Here is a 17,816-nt window from a genome sequence, read left to right as displayed (position 1 = left end):
GTGAGTGTTAAGCAACAAAAAATCACCTTAAGGGGAGGCGAAAGGACGAATGATAATGACGAAAAAAGGATTGGGAGCAAGCGTCAAACGTAAAGAGGATCCGAGATTTTTAACGGGACTAGGCCAGTACACCGATGATATAGAGAAACCGGGTACACTTCATTTAGCCATATTACGGAGTCCTCATGCACATGCTCGTATTCTCAATATTGATACAACAAAAGCGAAACAGTTGGATGGAGTTGTTGCTGTTGTAACTGGTGAAGAGGCTCTTGACTACTATGGTCCATTGGCAACAACGATCAATATTTCCAATAACGTCCCTGAGATTTATGCCATTGCTTATAAAAAGGTGCGTTATGTTGGAGAACCTGTGGCTGTCGTTGCAGCGGTTGACCGTTATGTAGCTGAAGATGCCGTAGATTTAATTGAGGTGGAGTACGATCCTTTGCCGGTTGTTGTCAGTGTGGAAGATGCTCTTGAACCGAAGGCTCTGCTTTACGAAGAATGGGGTCACAACATTCAGTTGGAATGGAAAACCACAATTGGCGATATAGATGATGCTTTTGCCAAAGCCACCTATGTGTTTGAGGAGACGATAACGCATAACCGATACACAGGAACTCCTATGGAATCACGCGTTTGCATTGCTGACTATAACCCGGCTACCAAACATTTGACAGTAACGTGTTCGACGCAATCTCCGTCTCAGGTACGAACTTTGATCGCCCAAACACTGCGAATGCCAGAACACAATATTCGCGTAATCGCTCCGGATGTAGGTGGAGGTTATGGAACGAAACTCCAGGCAAATGCCGAAATCATCCCCTGCGTTATGTCACGGATTCTGGGAAGACCTGTCAAGTGGACAGAAGATAGGGTGGAAAATTTGTTATCCGGAATGCATTCCCGCGACTATTCTTGCACATTAAAAGTAGGTTTGGATAAGGACTACCGAATTCTGGGTCTCAAAGCAAAATTGATCGGTAATATCGGTGTCGATGGGACCTGTCAAGGCCCTGGGACCCCTGCATTGCTGGTTGCGGCTGCTTATTTTCCAGGCCCCTATAAAATCCCTGCTTATGAAGCAGAGGTCCTGGGAGTAGTAACGAACAAGGGACCGTACGGAGCTCATCGTGGATACGGGAAGGACATTGCGAATTACCCTGTAGAACGCATGATGGATATCATGGCTCAAAAACTGGGGATTTCTCCGGTAGAAATAAGACGTCGTAATTTTATAGGCAAAGACGAGTATCCGTACGAACAAATTTCGGGACCTATTTACGATAGCGGGGACTTCCAACGTCTGATGGATATCGCATTGGAAAAGGTTGATTACCACGATTTGAAAAAGAAACAGCAAGAGTGGCGAAAGCAAGGTAGATATATAGGTGTTGGTATGGCCGCTATGCTTGAGCCTTCGGGGGCTGCCGTATTCAATGGAGTCTTTAATGGATATCAGCCTGCTACTGTGCGCATGACTCCAGAGGGTGGTTTTCAAATATTAACCAGCCACCAAAACATTGGACAAGGTGTGGAAACCACGCTTCCGCAAATCGTTGCAAGTGTAATGGACGTGGACATTGATGACATTCGACTGGTATATGGAGATACCGATGTTACTCCATACGGTCTGGGACCATTTTCTTCTCGGGGTGCCACCTATACTGTATCAGCCGTTTACGAGGCAGCAAAAAAGCTTAAAGACAAAATCTTGAAAATAGCTGGCCATCTGCTCGGAGCGGATCCTCAAGACCTGGAAATGGTAAATGGTCATGTTCGGGTAAAGGGAGTATCTTCTCACGAAGCATCCATCAGTTTGAAAGAATTGGGAAACAAGGTTTATTTGTGGCCAGGTCCATACGGAACCGTCCCCAAGGGCGTTGACTGTAATTTGGAGTGTACGTATACCTGGACCAGTGAGGTAGTCAAGTGGGTACCCGACGAGCATGGCAGGGTGAATTTGTATACTACCCATCCAACGGGTGTGTTTGTTGCTGTCGTAGAGGTAGATGTTGAAACAGGACAGGTAAAAATCAATAAATTTATAGTCTCTCACGATTCCGGCACCATCATCAATCCGATGATAGCCGATGGTCAAATAGCGGGAGGCATCGCTCATGGAATAGGCGGGGTTTTGCTTGAAGATCTTGCTTATGATCGTAACGGTTTCATGGTGAATGCCGATTTTCAATCCTATTTATGCCCAACGGCGATGGAAGTATCAGACATCGAGATCCACCATATCGAATGTCCGTCACCTTTCACACCACTGGGGACGAAAGGAATGGGTGAAGGCGGAGCAATTCCTTCTCCGGCAGCCGTAGCAAATGCGGTCGAAGATGCCCTAGAACCGTTCGGAGTAAGAGTGAAGGATTTGCCCCTTACCCCAGAGAGGATACTGGAGTGGATCAACAAGGGGGAGGTTAATCATGGCAGATCATAAATGGAGAGTGTATCCTCTTGTAGTTGGAGAAGCTGAGGTTCCACAGGTTTTGGACGTTTTTTGGTCTCTAAGCAAGGATAAATCACTGGTTACTGTTCCAATTTTGGCTTGGTTGTTGGTTCCATTAAATCATCACACTGAACCCATCCTTGTTGACACCGGATTTCGTGACGCTGAACGTTGCATGAAAGTGCATGGTCTTGGCCCTCACAGGACGAAACCGGAGTGGACCTTAAAGCAACAACTTGGTAATCATGGTCTTGCCTTGGATGAAATAAAAACAGTTATACTCACGCACTTGCATTACGATCATGCCGGAGGGTGCACACAACTGCCAAATGCAAGGTTTGTTATTCAACACTCGGAAATGCAGGCAGCAGCTGCCCCGATGGTTTCTCCACGTCTGGAGTTCGGAGGTGGAGCCCTATTCTATGACCGAAAGGATATCGCAGATTTGGTGGATCCTCTCTGGCCACAGGTCGATCTTATTGAAGGTGATACTGAAATTGCTCCGGGTGTCAAGTGTGTATTGTTTGCTAACACTCATACCCCTGGGAGTCAGGCTGTGTACGTAAAAACCGAATCCGGCACGGCAGTTATACTTGGCGATATCGCTCGAAATGTTGAACTGAACATTAATCAGGGGATTCCACCTGGGTTGTTTTACGATTTGGAAGCCACCTATCGGGCCATGATTCGAATTAAAAAGGAAGCAGACATTGTGCTTCCCTGTCATGATTACAATGTTGTAAAAAAATATGCTGATGGTCTTTGAGGCGGAGGTTGCTATGAGAGTAAAGGGAATAGAGCGTGTTGCGCTGGAAGTGAAAGATATGGACGAATCCGTTGAACTTTTCTCTAAACTGTTAGGCACCAGGTTCCAACGAAAAGATTTGAAAATAGGAAGTTCATCTGTTAAGTTGGCATTTTCCTCTCTTGGAATCGAGCTGATTCAAGAACAGGATTCTGAATATGACAAACTTCGCAGTTTCCACCTTCGTGTAGAAGACATCAATGAGGTACCAGCTGCCGTTTCGGAAATGGGTGGAGAGGTGCTTTCAAGATTTCGGGTTGGAGCTATGGAGCATATGGTTACAAGAATTGGATCTTTCCGAATTGTCTTCGTAAGTTATTCCGGAGATGATTCATTAGATGCATTAACAAGATCGGAAAATGATTAGGTTAGGAGGTTGCTGGATGAAACCCGCTCCGTTTGAATATTTAGCGGTTAACAGTGTCAGTGAGGCAGTTACAGCACTACAGAGGTACGGGCCTAACAGTCGAATCATTGCTGGCGGTCAAAGCCTGATGCAAGAAATGAACCTTCGACAAACTCGTCCTGCTTTTCTTGTGGACATTAATGGAATTAAGGAATTGGATTATATCCGAGAAACGGCGAACGGCCTGGCTATTGGAGCGCTTACTCGCCATCGAACCGTTGAGCGTTCGGAATTGGTACAAAAAATCTGTCCACTATTGCAAGAAGCAGTGAAACATATCGCACATTTCCAGATTCGCAATCGTGGAACAATTGGTGGAAGCCTTTCACACAATGCCCCAGGGGCCGAGTACGGGGTGGTGACTCGATTGCTTGATGCGGAGATTGTGGCGGTTGGTCCAGATGGTGAGCGTATAATACCGGCAGAAAAATTCTTTATAGGCCATTTTAAAACGGATTTGAAGCCTGCTGAAATGGTAACTGAAGTGCGATTTCCGGCTCTTTCTAAAGAAACAGGGTACGCATTCTTGGAAGTAACACGACGCCATGGGCATATCCCTATTGTTTCAACAGCGGCAACTCTAAGGTTAAATCCTGATGATACTGTCAAGGAGGCACATATTGCGTTAGGCAACGTGAGTAGTAAAGGCGTTCCTTATAAGGTAAAAGCAGTTTCCCGTTTATATGGTCAAAAATTAACCCAAGATGTTCTTGCTGACCTGGCAAAAGCAATCGAAGCGGAAGTGGATCCGGATCCGCATGCTGATTCAGAAGCTGTCTTTGTAAAACAATTTTCAGGAATCACAAGTCGCCGTGTATCGGAACTCAGTAGCGCTACTTACAGGAAACAAGTATCAAGTGCTTTAAGTTGTCGAGCACTGAATATCGCGTTTCAGCGTATAAAAGGGGGCATTTAAATGGCAGAAGCTGGTGTAAGAAAAAAGATTTCGGTCACTGTTAACGGAGTTAAATACGAGCGGGAAGTTAACGTTCGAACACTGCTATCAGACTTTCTTCGTCGTGAATTGGGACTGACCGGAACACACGTCGGTTGTGAGCAGGGAGTCTGCGGTGCCTGTACCATATTGATTGACGGTCAGGCAATCAGATCCTGCCTTACCTTAGCCGTACAGGCCGATGGCCGTTCCGTTACAACGATTGAAGGAATAGGTTCTCCGGAGCAACTTCATCCTATTCAACAAGCCTTCTGGGAGAACCATGGTTTACAATGTGGTTTTTGTACTCCCGGATTTGTCATTTCGGCGTATGCTTTCCTTTCCGAAAATCCTAATCCCACTGACGAGGAAATACGTGAGGCGCTGTCCGGTAATTTGTGCAGGTGTACTGGTTACCAGGGAATTATCAAATCTGTAAAAGCCGTTGCAGAAAAAATGCAGGCCACCGCCGTATCGAATACCAAGTAAGACAAAGGCAATACATCAAAAGAACCCCTTGAATTACAGAAACAAATATTGCATGAGTATGAACTCCAGCGGTCATATATTGACAATTTTTTATCTTTTTCCGATATGGACTCATTTCATGATTTTACAAATGATTGTGTTATGAATTTCAAATAATAAAACAAAAACCAGAGGAGGGAAACAAATGGGACAATTATTACAGTTCTTTGAATTAGGCGAACAGACATGGCACGGGGATCAACGAAAAGCGGAAGAAGCCTGGCGTACCATGAATCTAATCCGGGCATTTGAAGAGAAATGTATCGAGTTGTATAAACAAGGACTGATGGGAGGTTCACTTCACTCCTATATCGGGCAAGAAGCTGTAGCGACAGGTGTATGCATGAATCTGAATACGGATGACTATATAACCATCAGTTACCGTGGTCGCGGTCAAGCAATAGCAAAAGGGGCAGATCCTTATAAGTTATTTGCTGAGATGTTGGGACGAAAAGATGGATATTGCAAGGGAAAAGGGGGGCCGATGCATATTGCATGCCGCGAATTGGGGATTTTAGGTGCGAATGGAATCGTTGGTGCCGGAATTCCGATCGCCGTCGGTGCCGCTTTAACTGCCAAAAATAAGAAAACAGGGCAGATTGCCTTAACCTTTTTCGGAGATGGTGCAACAAATCAAGGTGCTTTTCATGAGGCGTTAAATTTGGCTGCTGTTTTAAAGCTTCCGGTTGTGTTTGTTTGTGAAAACAATCTTTATGCCGAAATGACTCCAATAAAACACTCCACGTTAAATGAGGATCTTGCCGAAAGAGGTGCCGCTTACCGCATACCCTCCATTGTCGTAGATGGAAATGATGTTCGAGCTGTGCATGAAGCAACCAAAACAGCTGTAGATCGCGCACGTTCGGGTGAGGGACCGACGCTTATTGAGGCAAAAACCTATCGACTTGTAGGTCATATGTTTGGAGATCCGGAAACCTATCGCACCAAAGAAGAAGTCGCAGAGTGGAGACAAAAGGAACCCATCAAACGCTTTCGACAAGTGTGCTTGGACGAAAAATTATTGGATGAAGACAGATTGGATGAAATCCAGAATCAAATCTACAAGGAAATCGATACTGTAGCCAAACGGGCGATGGAAGCAGATCAACCTGGAATGGAGGAGATCTTTACCGATGTCTACTAAAAGAGTGATTACGTATGCTGAAGCCATCAATGAGGCCCTGAGAGAGGAAATGAAAGCAGATCCAAATGTTATTCTTCTGGGTGAAGATATAGGAGCATATGGTGGTGTTTTCAAGGTAACCAAAGGTTTATTGGATGAATTCGGCAGTGACAGAGTCATAGATACCCCGATTTCCGAAACAGGATTTACCGGGGCAGGGATTGGAGCCGCTATGACTGGGATGAAACCGGTTGTGGAGATCATGTGGGTGGACTTCACCCTCGTGGCCATGGATCAAATTTTGAACCAGGCAGCAAAGATGACCTACATGTCCGGGGGCCAAACCAAAGTTCCATTGGTCATTCGTACCCAAGGAGGTGGAGGAAGAGGAAATGCTGCACAGCATTCTCAAAGTCTGGAAACGATGTTTGCGCATGTTCCAGGACTTAAAGTGGTTGTACCTTCCACTCCATACGATGCGAAGGGATTACTGAAATCATCGATTCGAGAGGAATGTCCGGTCATCTTTATAGAACATAAAATGCTTTACAATCAGAAGGGTGAAGTGCCTAGCGAAGAATATTTCATTCCTCTAGGACAGGCCGATATAAAAAGAGAAGGTAAGGATGTTACGATCGTTTCCTTATCAAGAATGGTTCATTTTTGTCTTGACGCTGCCAGGGAACTTCAAAATGAGGGAATTGAGGCGGAAGTTATTGACCTCCGCACGTTGGTACCGTTGGACTTGGAGTTGGTAAAGAAATCGGTGCAAAAAACCCATCGATTGGTCATTGTTCATGAAGCAACCAGATCGTATGGGTGGGGAGCAGAAGTAGCCGCCAGAATTCAGGAAGAAGCGTTTGACGAACTGGATGCGCCAGTGCTGAGAGTAGGTGCTGAAGACGTTCCCATTCCTTATAACTTGAATTTGGAAAAAGAAATGCTTCCCCAGGTACGGGATATTGTCGATGCAGCGAGAAACGCTCTATATCTGTCAGTGTAAGTTCTTTTATCATCTGTTCTTCGCCAAAGTGCAGGGATCCTGCATTAAACTGAAGAGAAATGTTTCCGAAAACCGGTACGATTCATAGGATAAACGGATTTATATAAAACTCGAATACTCAAAAAACAAAGGTGGAAGTTATGGACGCTTTTTATGATTTAGCGATTATTGGCGGTGGAACTGGGGGATATACTGCCGCAATTCGGGCAGCCAAAAAAGGCTTGAAAGTACTTCTGATTGAAAAGGACAAATTAGGCGGGACGTGTCTTCACAAGGGATGCATTCCGACTAAAACCTTATTGGAATGTTCAAGTCTTTTTAACAAAATCAATTCCTTGGCTAGCGATTGGGGAATTGAAATTGAGGGTAATCCCCAAATCTCAGTAGAGAAGTTGATGAAAAGAAAAGAAGCAGTAATCCATCAACTTTATCAGGGGATTCAATATTTGATGAAAAAAAACAAAATTCAGGTTGAATCTGGTTTTGGAAAAATAACGAAACACGACGGTAGAGATTTTTTTGTTCAAGTGAGGAAAGAAAAAGAAGTACTTGAGTTTAAGACATCCAATGTCATTATAGCGACAGGATCCAAGCCTGCTTTGCCATCTCCATTGAAATTGGTAAGAAATAAAGTGGTGACAAGTGACCAAATGTTAGATATGGATGATATTCCGGGTTCGATTGCAATCCTTGGAGGTGGTGTTATAGGTGTCGAATTTGCTACCATTTTTCACGAAATTGGCAGTAAAGTAAAGATCATTGAGCAACAAAACAGACTGCTACCTTTCGAGGATGAAGATATAAGTAAAGAAATGAAACGAATTATGACCAAGAAAAAAATTGAACTTTTGCTTGATTCAAAAGCCAATCTTGAGGGTCTAAATATTTCGGATACTGGTGTGCAAATTCCGGTTCTACGTTCGGGTCATACGGAATTCAAGGTGGAAGCAGACTTGCTTCTTATTGCTGTTGGTAGAACGAATAATATCAAAGATATTGGTTTGGAGCAACTGGGGATTGATATATCCCAGGGATTTGTTCCAGTAAATGAATTTCAAGAAACAACCATAAAAGGTCTGTATGCGATCGGTGATATTACAGGGTCCTACCAATTGGCTCATGTGGCTGCTCACCAAGGAATCATAGCCGTGGATCATATGACTGAGAGTGAAGTACATCCGTATCAACCGTTGTTGGTTCCAAGATGTGTTTACTCTCATCCTCAGGTCGCAAGTATCGGATTGACCGAACAAGAAGCCATACAAAAAGGATTGGAAATTAAAGTCGGGAAATTCCCGTTCAAAGGGATTGGTAGAGCTTTAACCCTTGGGAATTCCGATGGTTTTGCAAAGCTGATTTGTGATGCAAGAACAGACCAAATCATCGGGGTACACATCATTGGAACCGATGCAACCGAATTAATCGGAGAGCAAGCTCTGGGTATGCTGTTGGAAGCGACTGCTTGGGAAGTTTCCTTAACGATCCACCCTCATCCTACGCTGAACGAAATTTTTGGAGAAGCGGCTTTAGCTGTTGAAGGTCAGGAAATTAACGGATAAATGATGTAAATCGAGGGAGGTACACGATCATGACTACGGAAATAGTACTCCCGAAAATGGGGTTAACGATGGAAGAGGCAGAAGTGCTGGCATGGGAAAAAAAAGTTGGTGATTTTGTAGAAAAAAATGAAGTCATCCTTACGATCCAAACGGATAAAGCCGCCCTGGAAGTCGAGGCGCCTGCCGACGGTATCCTTCAAGATATACTGGTTAAAGAGGGCGAAGTTGTAACCGTTGGTACAGTATTGGGTTATATCTCGAATACAGAGAAACAAGATGAACCGGTAAACACGCTTCAAGAAAATGATTCTCCTGTTGATGAACCAAAACGAATTAGAATGTCACCAGCAGCAAGAAAATTAGCACGAGAAAACGGGATTGAAATAGAAGAAATAAGAGGTTCCGGACCAAGAGGCAGGATCCTATTGAGGGATGTGCAAGAGGCAATTGCACAAAAATCTCTTAAGGAATCAAAAACGGTAACCAAGACAGTGAAAAACACTGTTTCGGAAACATTGACAACCCCGAGAGGAAAAGGAAAACATGTACCTCTTACCCGAATGAGAAAAGTGATCGCTGAACGAATGACGCAAAGTTTTATGACGGTTCCCCAGTTTCAATTAAAGAAACAGGTGGATGTCACAAACATCCTGCGAATTCGTAATCTATTGGTTTCAAGTTTTGAAGAATCGATCGGAATCCGGTTGTCAATGAACGATTTTCTGATTCAGGCTGTTGCATTGACATTAAAAAAACATCCTAGAGTAAATGCCTCATATATCGATTCCGATACAAAACCATACATTTATGAACATGATGATGTCAATATTGGACTTGCAGTAGCGGTAGATGATGGACTGGTAGTACCAGTGATTCATCATGCTGATCAAATGTCATTGGCGGAGATTGCCAAAAGACGGATTGAATTAATTGAAAAAGCCAAAAAAGGAATCTTAAAGCCTGAAGAAATGAGCAATGGTACTTTTACCATTTCAAATCTGGCCTCATTTGAAATTGATGAATTTGTAGCCATTGTAAACCCCCCTGAAACAGGTATCTTAGCTGTAGGACAAGTTAGAGAACAACCAGTCGTTGTAGATAATCGAGTAGAAATAAAACCCATTCTCATTGTGAATGCTTCTTTTGACCACCGAACCATAGATGGAGCAGATGGAGCCAAATTCATGATCGATTTGGTTCAACATCTACAGTCGGATCGTTGGAAGATTTTTTGAAAAAGTGATATCCATTGAATAACTGACATTCAACCTTCCAAAAGATGCTTGTCATAAGGGCATCTGATCGGACCATGGGAGTTGAGCATCATTGAAAAACTTTGCGATTACACAAGAGGAAATTGAAATTCAACGCCTGATCGAGTGGGTAAAAGATCCAAATTGCGGAGCTGTATGCACCTTTATGGGGACAGTTCGCGAATTGACCAACGGAAAGAGAACCTTATATTTGGAATATGAAGCATATCAAGAAATGGCCGAGAAGATGTTGGAAAGAATCGGGAACGAAGTGCTGGAAAAATTCCAATGTAGAAAAATAGCAATGGTTCATCGAGTCGGTCGCTTAGATACCGAAGAGGTGGCTGTCGGCATTGCTGTTTCTGCCCCCCATCGAAAAGATGCTTTTGAGGCTTGCCGGTATGCGATTGATCGGGTTAAAGAGTTTGTCCCGATCTGGAAAAAGGAGTACCGAGAAGACGGATCCTTTTGGGTTGAATGCACTTGCTCTGAAAGTAGGTGACTGCATGGAAAAATTAAAAATACTCTGTTTCGCCAATTTGGGGGAAAAGATCGGCAAGTTTCTGGAGATTCCTGTGGAAACAGAACTTACGGTACATCAACTGCGCGAACGAATCATAAAGAGTTATCCCCAGCATCAACATACCATCGAAATGTGTATGATTGCTGTAAATCATGAGTATGTAACAGAAGAAACAATAATCAGAAAAGATGATCAGATTGCCTTGATTCCGCCTGTCAGTGGTGGATAATAATCAGGAAAAATAAAGAATGGTCACGCATAAATGAGCCCCGCAACTTGTAACTGCAATTTGGACATGGATGTCTTCATCCCTATGGGGCTCGTTTCCTATTAATGTTGGGTAAAAATCGCTGGGGATCATGTATAACAAATGTCAAGCACAGATATTGGAGATGAACGGAAAAAAAGGGGGTTCATAATGGCGAAAAGTATAACCGATGTACTCGGACGACCACTTAGAGATTTGCGCATTTCGGTAACAGATCGTTGCAATTTTCGTTGCAGATACTGTATGCCCGAGGAGATCTATGACAAGAACTATCCATTTCTGAAACCGGACCAGATGCTCAGCTTTGATGAAATCGCCCGAATAACACGCATTTTTGCATCCATGGGTGTGAAGAAAATCCGCATTACAGGCGGCGAACCACTTTTGAGAAAAGACCTTCCAGAACTGATTCACAAGCTATACTCCATCCAACCAGTCCAAGACATTTCGCTTACCACAAATGGCGTTCTCTTGAAAAAGCAAGCCCCTCTGCTCAAAGAAGCCGGTTTGGATCGGATTAATGTCAGCCTGGATACACTCCGAGATGAGACATTTGCTCGCCTGAACTCGCGTAAATACAGTGTGAAGGATGTTCTTGAAGGAATTGAAGCTGCTGCAAAAGCAGGACTCCGAGTGAAAATCAATATGGTCGTCATTAAGGGAATCAATGATGATGAGATCGTGTCATTTGCCCGGTATTTTCGAGGTAGCGGACATATTGTGCGCTTTATTGAATACATGGATGTAGGCAACTCCAATGGCTGGGACATGAATCAAGTGGTCTCCAAAGAAGAAATTGTCAGCAGAATTCATGCGGAAATGCCAGTCGAACAAATCGAATCCAACTACTTTGGAGAAGTGGCATCCCGATATCGTTATCTGGGTTCGAATGAGGAATTTGGTGTAATTTCTTCTATTACTGCTCCATTCTGTTCTTCGTGCACGCGTGCTCGCTTATCTTCAGATGGGCACTTATACACTTGTCTGTTTGCTTCCAAAGGCTACAACCTTCTTACCCTCCTCCGCTCCGGAGCCTCTGATCAGGAAATTGGGCAGTTCATCGAAGACATTTGGCGACATCGCAAAGATCGTTATTCAGAAGAGCGTTCATTACAAAAAAAGCAAAAAGACAATAAAATTGAAATGTTCTATATCGGCGGTTGAAAAAGCCGGCTTCACATCACTTGGAGCTAACCCACATAGAAGTTCTTAGAGCTTGTAGCTCTTGAGTCCGTTGACAAACACGGTTTTCCTTTTCCAGTTGAACGACTTATTGCTTGTAAGCAACGGGAGTGAAACGGAAAAGGAAAACCGGCAATTAACGGAAACTTTGTCAACAATCTGTAGAGCTAGCTCTTTAGATCTTCTATGTGGATGGAGCAAGTGTGAGTACAGTGGAAAATCACCACCGAATTGCACTGCACCTTCAGGATTCGATCAGAAACACCTGTTGTCCTACTTCCACCTCTCCTGGTTTGATCACAGTAGCATAAACTCCAAAGTAATTGTTTCGTTCTTTTACTACGGTCTTGAGCAAAGTCGAGTCGCGACTGGCGTCTTCCGGATCAACCGTTATGATCATGCAACGTTCACAATGCCTTTTAACCTCCAGTTCAACTTCTCCGATTTTGAGAATTTTGCCTAACCAGTTGTCTTCAATGAAAGGGATCTTTTCGTACAGGGTAAACAGGAAATTGGGGCGAAACCGCCTGGCATCACTCATTTTCCCCCACAACTCCTGCATTTTCTCAAGCGAAGCGTCCGTAACAAACTGCACATGTTCCTCCTCAATGGCTCCGAAAGGCACGTGTGTAGGGGGATACTTCACCAGCGAAACTTTCCTGTTGGACATCTGCTCAATGCGATGCTGTAGTTCGGCATCCTCCCAAAAATAAACCTTCCCGTCGGGAGTAGTAATTTCCAAAGGTGGATAGTGCTCCAACAATTCCTCTCCCAAGAACCTCGCTTTATACTTTACCATTTCAGGACATTGCGTAATGGTCAGGAATTTGCCGGGTCTTGTTTCATCCAGGAAAGCATGGCTGCGGTCGCCATAGAGACCATATTCCATTACCTTCGTCCTCTGAACGCTATCTCCCTGAAAAGATTTGACCGGGTATCTCATGATTTCTTTTACTTCCCAATTGGTTTCATCTGACCGTCCACTCCTTTAGGCATAAAAAACAAATGCATTTTTTAATAAGTATAAGCATTAAATAATGATTTGGGGAATTCCTGTCAGGACAATACCAAATAACTGCACCTTTACCTGTGATTTATCATGGGTAAAGGTGTTTTAAATCTCTTATAATAAATAATGGATCTGGAATGGAAATAAACAGTAAAGGTGAGTGTGATGCAAAAGATTTTAATTGTGGGTGGAGGAAAAAGTGGAGCAGCGATATTACGTATTCTATCCATGATTGATCGTGTTCAGGTCATGGGTGTGATCGATGTGAAAGCAGATGCGCCTGCCATTCAAGAGGCGAAGAAACGCGGGATTACCACTGGTCAGGAGTGGTTGCCTTTTTTAGTGGATGAACCGGACATCATTTTAGACGCAACTGGAGATCCGGTGGTGCATCAGCGATTAATGAAAGAAAAGCCGACTAATACTGTACTCGTTTCTGGTTCCGTGATCGAATTGATGGCACATCTAATCAAAGAAAATGAGCGATTGTTCCAAAATTTACGACAAAGACAACATGAGCTGGAGGCGATTATCAATTCGACCCATGATGGAATGGTGGCTGTGAATCAGTATGGCCAGATTACACTATTCAATCGGGCGGCAGAGCGGTTATTGGGAATGAAGGCCAAAGATGTGTTGGGGAAAGATGTAAGTAAAGCGGTTCCTTATACACGATTGGATGTGGTATTAAAAAGCGGGAAGCCAGAGTTAAACCAAAAGCAGGAGATTTCTGGTGAACGAGCAATTGTGACCAATCGTGTACCCGTGAAAGATCGTTCTGGACGCGTGATTGGTGCAGTTTCAGTCTTTCGTGATGTCAGTGAGTTACAACATTTAACGGAACAACTAACCAATTTAAAGGACATGAAAAGTTTGTTACAAGCGATTATTGATTCATCAGATGATGCCATTTCGGTGGTGGATGAAGAAGGGAAAGGAATTTTAATCAATCCGGCATATACCCGTCTTACCGGCCTAACCGCTGAAGAAGTGATTGGAAAGCCGGCAAATGTGGATATTTCTGAAGGCGAGAGTATGCATATGAAAGTGCTGAAAACCCGTAAACCCGTCCGCGGTGTCCAAATGAAGGTAGGCCCCCACCGACGGGAAGTCGTTGTAAATGTTGCGCCCATTATTATTAATGGAGAGCTAAAAGGAAGTGTGGGAATCCTTCACGATACCTCCGAGATTAAACAGTTATATCGGGATTTGGAAAAAGCAAAGCGGATCATCCGAACATTGGAAGCAAAATATACGTTTGATGATATTGTAGGAGTTAGTGAAGAGATCCAGATGGCTATTGAGATGGCCAAGCAAGCTGCCAATACCCGTGCAACGGTTTTATTGCGTGGTGAATCCGGGACAGGGAAGGAACTGTTTGCTCATGCAATTCATAATGCAAGTAACCGAAAATATAATCAGTTTGTTCGTGTCAATTGTGCAGCATTAAGCGAGACCCTGTTGGAAAGTGAGTTATTTGGTTATGAAGAAGGAGCGTTTACCGGAGCAAGACGAGGTGGAAAAAAAGGATTATTTGAAGAAGCAAATGGAGGAACGATTTTTTTGGATGAAATCGGTGAGCTAAAGCCCAGTACACAAGCCAAATTGCTCCGTGTATTGCAAGAAAAAGAAGTGACAAGGGTGGGAGGAACCAAGTCGATTTCTGTTGATGTACGAATTATTGCAGCAACCAATGTGTCTTTGGAGAAGGCCATTCAGGAAAAACGGTTTCGCGAAGATTTGTATTATCGGTTAAATGTTGTTCCGATTCACATCCCTCCACTACGACTGCGTAAAGATGATTTATATGCTCTTTCCATTCATTTAATTAAAAAACTGAATCAGGAATATGGACGTTCAGTTGAAGGGATCGCTCCAGATGCCTTGGCCGTTTTGTCCCGGTACTCCTGGCCTGGAAATGTACGTGAGCTGGAAAATGTGCTGGGAAGAGCCATGATTCACATGGCTTTTAATGAAAAGATGATTCAGCGTTTCCACCTTCCATCACTGGAAGTGGCATCTTCTGTAACTGAGAGTCCCAATAAGATCATCTCGGTTAAGCAACAGACTTTAAAAGAAAGGCTTTCCGAAGTGGAAAAAGAATATATTACCGAAGTGTATATGGCTTGTCATAAAAATAAGGTGGAAACCGCCCGACGATTGGGAATTTCGATTCGAAGTCTGTATTACAAGCTGGAACGGTATGGTTTGCTTTGAATATGCAATTTTTTGCAAGCAATTTATTGCAGATATTATGCATCGATTTGCAAATTTGGAGCTCATGGATTACGGATTCTCCCTAACAATATGCGGCATGGGGCTTGGCACCAATTTTGCATTTACCGTATGGTGACCGACTAAATGCAAAAAATATAGGGGCAGACTATATTATTGAGCATGTCGGTAAAGGAGTTGCAAAAAATGGAAATGATTAAAGCATTGGATCAAGCACTGGCCAAAGCTGAGATGTTGGAACCAGTAACCGTAGCAGTAGCCGCAGCAGAAGATATCGAAGTGTTGGAAGCGGTACGTGATGCCAAAAAACGGAATATAGCTCAATTTCGATTGTTTGGCGATCAACAACATATTGAGAGCCTGAGTGAAAAAGTAGGTTTGGAATTAACTTCAGATGAAGTGATTCATACAAAGTCTCATTTGGAGGCTTGTGCAAAAGCGGTAGAGGCTGTAAGGATAGATCGAGCTGATGTCGTCATGAAAGGGATGGTGCATTCTTCCGACTTTTTGCGTGCCGTGTTAAATAAAGAAAAGGGTTTACGTACGGGAAAAGTGTTAAGCCACGTGGCTGTTTTTGAAGCACCAGGTTATGATCGTTTGATTCATATTACTGATCCAGCTTTAAATGTGGCTCCAACACTTCAGGAGAAAAAACAGATTTTGGAGAATGTGATTGAGTTTTGTCATTCTTTGGGAAATGAGAATCCCAAAATTGCTTGTTTGGCAGCAGTTGAAGTGGTCAATCCCAATATGCCGCCGACTGTGGAAGCTGCTGTTTTAACCCAGATGAATCGACGAGGGCAGATCAAAGGCGCTGTGATCGATGGTCCGTTTGGTTTGGATAATGCTGTTTCAATTCGGGCAGCCAAACACAAAAAGATCGACAGTGAAGTAGCTGGTCGGGCAGATGTATTGCTTGTTCCGGATATTGAAGCGGGAAATCTGTTATATAAATCTTTGGTATACTTTGGAGGCAGCCATCTAGGGGGATTGGTTTTGGGAGCTCGAAATCCCGTCATTTTGACATCGCGGGCCGATACACATGAATCGAAATTGTATTCGATTGCATTGGCGGTCATTCAGGCGAGTTATCAAAAAAACGTTTAGGAGGCAAGGTCTCATGATTTTTGAAGTGATGACGAAGTACGACTATGAGCAACTCGTTTTTTGCCAAGATAAAAATTCGGGATTAAAAGCGATTATTGCCATTCATGACACTACCCTGGGTCCTGCACTTGGGGGATGCCGGATGTGGAATTATCAAACGGAAGAAGAAGCGATTACGGATGCTTTGCGCTTGGCTCGGGGGATGACTTATAAAAATGCAGCGGCTGGCCTTAATTTGGGCGGAGGAAAATCAGTTATTATCGGTGATCCCAAAAAGGATAAAAGTGAAGAGCTGTTTCGGGCGTTTGGACGTTTTATTCAAGGATTGAATGGGCGTTATATCACGGCTGAAGATGTCGGAACGACTGTAGAAGACATGGATTTGATCTATATGGAAACAAAATATGTGACAGGGGTTTCTCCAGCATTTGGATCCAGTGGCAACCCTTCTCCTGTAACTGCTTACGGAGTATATCGCGGGATGAAAGCAACAGCCAAAGTCGCTTTTGGTGATGATTCACTGAAAGGAAAAACGGTCGCTGTACAAGGAGTAGGTAATGTGGCTTATAATCTCTGCAAATATTTGCATGAAGAAGGAGCACAGTTAATTGTGACCGATATCAATCCGGATTCAGTGAAACGCGCTGTTCAAGAATTCGGGGCACAAGCTGTCAATCCAAATGAAATTTATGATGTAGACTGTGATATTTTTGCCCCCTGTGCACTGGGAGCCGTTGTGAATGATGAAACGATAGAACGCTTTAAATGTAAAGTGATTGCAGGAGCGGCAAATAACCAGCTGAAAGAAGACCGGCATGGAGATATGTTGGAACAGAAAGGAATTGTATATGCCCCCGATTATGTCATTAATGCGGGTGGAGTCATTAATGTTGCGGATGAGCTATATGGATACAATCGTGAGCGGGCGATGAAGAAAGTGGAAGGGATCTATGATACTATATTAAAGGTATTTGAAATTTCCGAACGGGATGGAATCCCGAGCTACAAGGCAGCTGATCGAATGGCAGAAGAACGGATTGAGTCTGTTCGTAAATCTCGCAGCACATTCTTGAGCAATGAGCGTAGTATTTTGCATTTTGATCATCGGTAAAAAAATACACCGCTTCGGGTCCCAGCCATTCATCCAGGGTCAAATTCTACGTATCTTGGAACAATCACAACGCCATGATCCTGATCCACTCACTCCATGTGAGGAGCTAGTTGATCCGTATCCACTGTGCAAACCATTGATTTTGGAAGCACGCAGCAAATGGGATGCGGTAGTGGCCCGTGGCGGACTGTTACGATTGATTCAGGATGGAACATACAGAGTAAATGGCGATGATTCAAGATTTGTGTTCTGGGGAATATGGTATTCACGCTTCTCATTGAGGAGCAGGGATGAGTTGAACCTGTAGCTCAC

General features: G+C 43.6%; 17 protein-coding genes. 16 read left to right on the top strand and 1 reads right to left on the bottom strand.

Annotation, left to right across the window (positions count from 1 at the left end; genetic code table 11):
• Positions 1 to 49: 49 nt before the first annotated feature.
• The 12 genes from BMZ78_RS08800 to moaA all read left to right on the top strand — a co-directional run bounded on the left by BMZ78_RS08800 (position 50) and on the right by moaA (position 12,024).
• A complete protein-coding gene (locus BMZ78_RS08800) occupies positions 50 to 2,449 on the top strand; it encodes a xanthine dehydrogenase family protein molybdopterin-binding subunit (RefSeq protein WP_093229634.1) in 2,400 nt (799 codons plus the stop codon).
• Entirely contained in the window at positions 2,436 to 3,224 is a 789-nt protein-coding gene (locus BMZ78_RS08795) for an N-acyl homoserine lactonase family protein (protein WP_093229633.1), read from the top strand. Before BMZ78_RS08800 ends, BMZ78_RS08795 begins: the two co-directional genes overlap by 14 nt.
• A gap of 13 nt (positions 3,225 to 3,237) precedes the next feature.
• Complete coding sequence (locus tag BMZ78_RS08790; protein WP_093229632.1) at positions 3,238 to 3,630, top strand: VOC family protein; 393 nt, start codon at positions 3,238 to 3,240, stop codon at positions 3,628 to 3,630.
• A gap of 16 nt (positions 3,631 to 3,646) precedes the next feature.
• Positions 3,647 to 4,585 (top strand): FAD binding domain-containing protein, encoded by a 939-nt coding sequence (locus BMZ78_RS08785; RefSeq protein WP_175482375.1) that lies wholly within the window; start codon positions 3,647 to 3,649, stop codon positions 4,583 to 4,585.
• Positions 4,586 to 5,092 (top strand): (2Fe-2S)-binding protein, encoded by a 507-nt coding sequence (locus tag BMZ78_RS08780; RefSeq protein WP_093229629.1) that lies wholly within the window; start codon positions 4,586 to 4,588, stop codon positions 5,090 to 5,092. It abuts the gene before it with no gap.
• Positions 5,093 to 5,276: 184 nt separating this feature from the next.
• A complete protein-coding gene (locus BMZ78_RS08775; RefSeq protein WP_093229628.1) occupies positions 5,277 to 6,275 on the top strand; it encodes a thiamine pyrophosphate-dependent dehydrogenase E1 component subunit alpha in 999 nt (332 codons plus the stop codon).
• Positions 6,265 to 7,257, top strand: coding sequence for an alpha-ketoacid dehydrogenase subunit beta (locus BMZ78_RS08770; RefSeq protein WP_093229626.1), 993 nt, complete (start codon positions 6,265 to 6,267; stop codon positions 7,255 to 7,257). Before BMZ78_RS08775 ends, BMZ78_RS08770 begins: the two co-directional genes overlap by 11 nt.
• Positions 7,258 to 7,397: 140 nt before the next feature.
• On the top strand, positions 7,398 to 8,816 hold the full coding sequence (lpdA, locus tag BMZ78_RS08765; RefSeq protein WP_093229625.1) for a dihydrolipoyl dehydrogenase: 1,419 nt from the start codon (positions 7,398 to 7,400) through the stop codon (positions 8,814 to 8,816).
• Between the two features lie 29 nt (positions 8,817 to 8,845).
• Complete coding sequence (locus BMZ78_RS08760) at positions 8,846 to 10,051, top strand: dihydrolipoamide acetyltransferase family protein (RefSeq protein WP_093229623.1); 1,206 nt, start codon at positions 8,846 to 8,848, stop codon at positions 10,049 to 10,051.
• A 91-nt stretch (positions 10,052 to 10,142) separates the two neighbouring features.
• Positions 10,143 to 10,571, top strand: a complete 429-nt coding sequence (locus BMZ78_RS08755) for a molybdenum cofactor biosynthesis protein MoaE (protein ID WP_093229622.1) — start codon at positions 10,143 to 10,145, stop codon at positions 10,569 to 10,571.
• A 4-nt stretch (positions 10,572 to 10,575) separates the two neighbouring features.
• Entirely contained in the window at positions 10,576 to 10,821 is a 246-nt protein-coding gene (moaD, locus tag BMZ78_RS08750) for a molybdopterin converting factor subunit 1 (RefSeq protein ID WP_175482374.1), read from the top strand.
• A gap of 189 nt (positions 10,822 to 11,010) precedes the next feature.
• A complete protein-coding gene (gene moaA / locus BMZ78_RS08745) occupies positions 11,011 to 12,024 on the top strand; it encodes a GTP 3',8-cyclase MoaA (protein WP_093229619.1) in 1,014 nt (337 codons plus the stop codon).
• 262 nt (positions 12,025 to 12,286) lie between these two features.
• Here the strand turns inward: moaA and BMZ78_RS08740 are convergent, their stop codons facing one another.
• Positions 12,287 to 12,988, bottom strand: coding sequence for an MOSC domain-containing protein (locus tag BMZ78_RS08740; RefSeq protein WP_281244553.1), 702 nt, complete (start codon positions 12,986 to 12,988; stop codon positions 12,287 to 12,289).
• A gap of 228 nt (positions 12,989 to 13,216) precedes the next feature.
• Here BMZ78_RS08740 and BMZ78_RS08735 point away from each other — a divergent pair, with 228 nt between their 5' ends.
• The 4 genes from BMZ78_RS08735 to BMZ78_RS08720 all read left to right on the top strand — a co-directional run bounded on the left by BMZ78_RS08735 (position 13,217) and on the right by BMZ78_RS08720 (position 17,811).
• Positions 13,217 to 15,268: a sigma 54-interacting transcriptional regulator gene (locus BMZ78_RS08735; RefSeq protein ID WP_093229616.1), complete on the top strand. Its 2,052-nt coding sequence runs from the start codon at positions 13,217 to 13,219 to the stop codon at positions 15,266 to 15,268.
• 204 nt (positions 15,269 to 15,472) lie between these two features.
• A complete protein-coding gene (gene yqiS, locus BMZ78_RS08730) occupies positions 15,473 to 16,393 on the top strand; it encodes a phosphate butyryltransferase (protein WP_093229614.1) in 921 nt (306 codons plus the stop codon).
• A 13-nt stretch (positions 16,394 to 16,406) separates the two neighbouring features.
• Positions 16,407 to 17,504 carry a Glu/Leu/Phe/Val family dehydrogenase gene (locus BMZ78_RS08725; protein WP_093229613.1) on the top strand — a complete coding sequence of 366 codons (1,098 nt, stop codon included), beginning with the start codon at positions 16,407 to 16,409 and terminating at the stop codon, positions 17,502 to 17,504.
• Positions 17,505 to 17,559: 55 nt separating this feature from the next.
• Positions 17,560 to 17,811, top strand: coding sequence for a hypothetical protein (locus BMZ78_RS08720; RefSeq protein ID WP_139203297.1), 252 nt, complete (start codon positions 17,560 to 17,562; stop codon positions 17,809 to 17,811).
• The last annotated feature ends 5 nt before the right edge of the window (positions 17,812 to 17,816 follow it).

The organism is Thermoflavimicrobium dichotomicum (assembly GCF_900114055.1).
Classification (GTDB): domain Bacteria; phylum Bacillota; class Bacilli; order Thermoactinomycetales; family Thermoactinomycetaceae; genus Thermoflavimicrobium; species Thermoflavimicrobium dichotomicum.
This window is presented reverse-complemented; position numbering and strand designations above follow the sequence as displayed.

What these genes read in the sequence shown, in the direction of transcription:
- BMZ78_RS08785 (WP_175482375.1), top strand. Translation starts at nt 3,647, where the DNA reads ATGAAACCCGCTCCGTTTGAATATTTAGCGGTTAACAGTGTCAGTGAG.
- moaD (WP_175482374.1), top strand. Translation starts at nt 10,576, where the DNA reads ATGGAAAAATTAAAAATACTCTGTTTCGCCAATTTGGGGGAAAAGATC.
- BMZ78_RS08770 (WP_093229626.1), top strand. Translation starts at nt 6,265, where the DNA reads ATGTCTACTAAAAGAGTGATTACGTATGCTGAAGCCATCAATGAGGCC.
- BMZ78_RS08725 (WP_093229613.1), top strand. Translation starts at nt 16,407, where the DNA reads ATGATTTTTGAAGTGATGACGAAGTACGACTATGAGCAACTCGTTTTT.
- lpdA (WP_093229625.1), top strand. Translation starts at nt 7,398, where the DNA reads ATGGACGCTTTTTATGATTTAGCGATTATTGGCGGTGGAACTGGGGGA.
- BMZ78_RS08795 (WP_093229633.1), top strand. Translation starts at nt 2,436, where the DNA reads ATGGCAGATCATAAATGGAGAGTGTATCCTCTTGTAGTTGGAGAAGCT.
- yqiS (WP_093229614.1), top strand. Translation starts at nt 15,473, where the DNA reads ATGGAAATGATTAAAGCATTGGATCAAGCACTGGCCAAAGCTGAGATG.
- BMZ78_RS08760 (WP_093229623.1), top strand. Translation starts at nt 8,846, where the DNA reads ATGACTACGGAAATAGTACTCCCGAAAATGGGGTTAACGATGGAAGAG.
- BMZ78_RS08800 (WP_093229634.1), top strand. Translation starts at nt 50, where the DNA reads ATGATAATGACGAAAAAAGGATTGGGAGCAAGCGTCAAACGTAAAGAG.
- BMZ78_RS08775 (WP_093229628.1), top strand. Translation starts at nt 5,277, where the DNA reads ATGGGACAATTATTACAGTTCTTTGAATTAGGCGAACAGACATGGCAC.
- BMZ78_RS08790 (WP_093229632.1), top strand. Translation starts at nt 3,238, where the DNA reads ATGAGAGTAAAGGGAATAGAGCGTGTTGCGCTGGAAGTGAAAGATATG.
- BMZ78_RS08735 (WP_093229616.1), top strand. Translation starts at nt 13,217, where the DNA reads ATGCAAAAGATTTTAATTGTGGGTGGAGGAAAAAGTGGAGCAGCGATA.
- moaA (WP_093229619.1), top strand. Translation starts at nt 11,011, where the DNA reads ATGGCGAAAAGTATAACCGATGTACTCGGACGACCACTTAGAGATTTG.
- BMZ78_RS08780 (WP_093229629.1), top strand. Translation starts at nt 4,586, where the DNA reads ATGGCAGAAGCTGGTGTAAGAAAAAAGATTTCGGTCACTGTTAACGGA.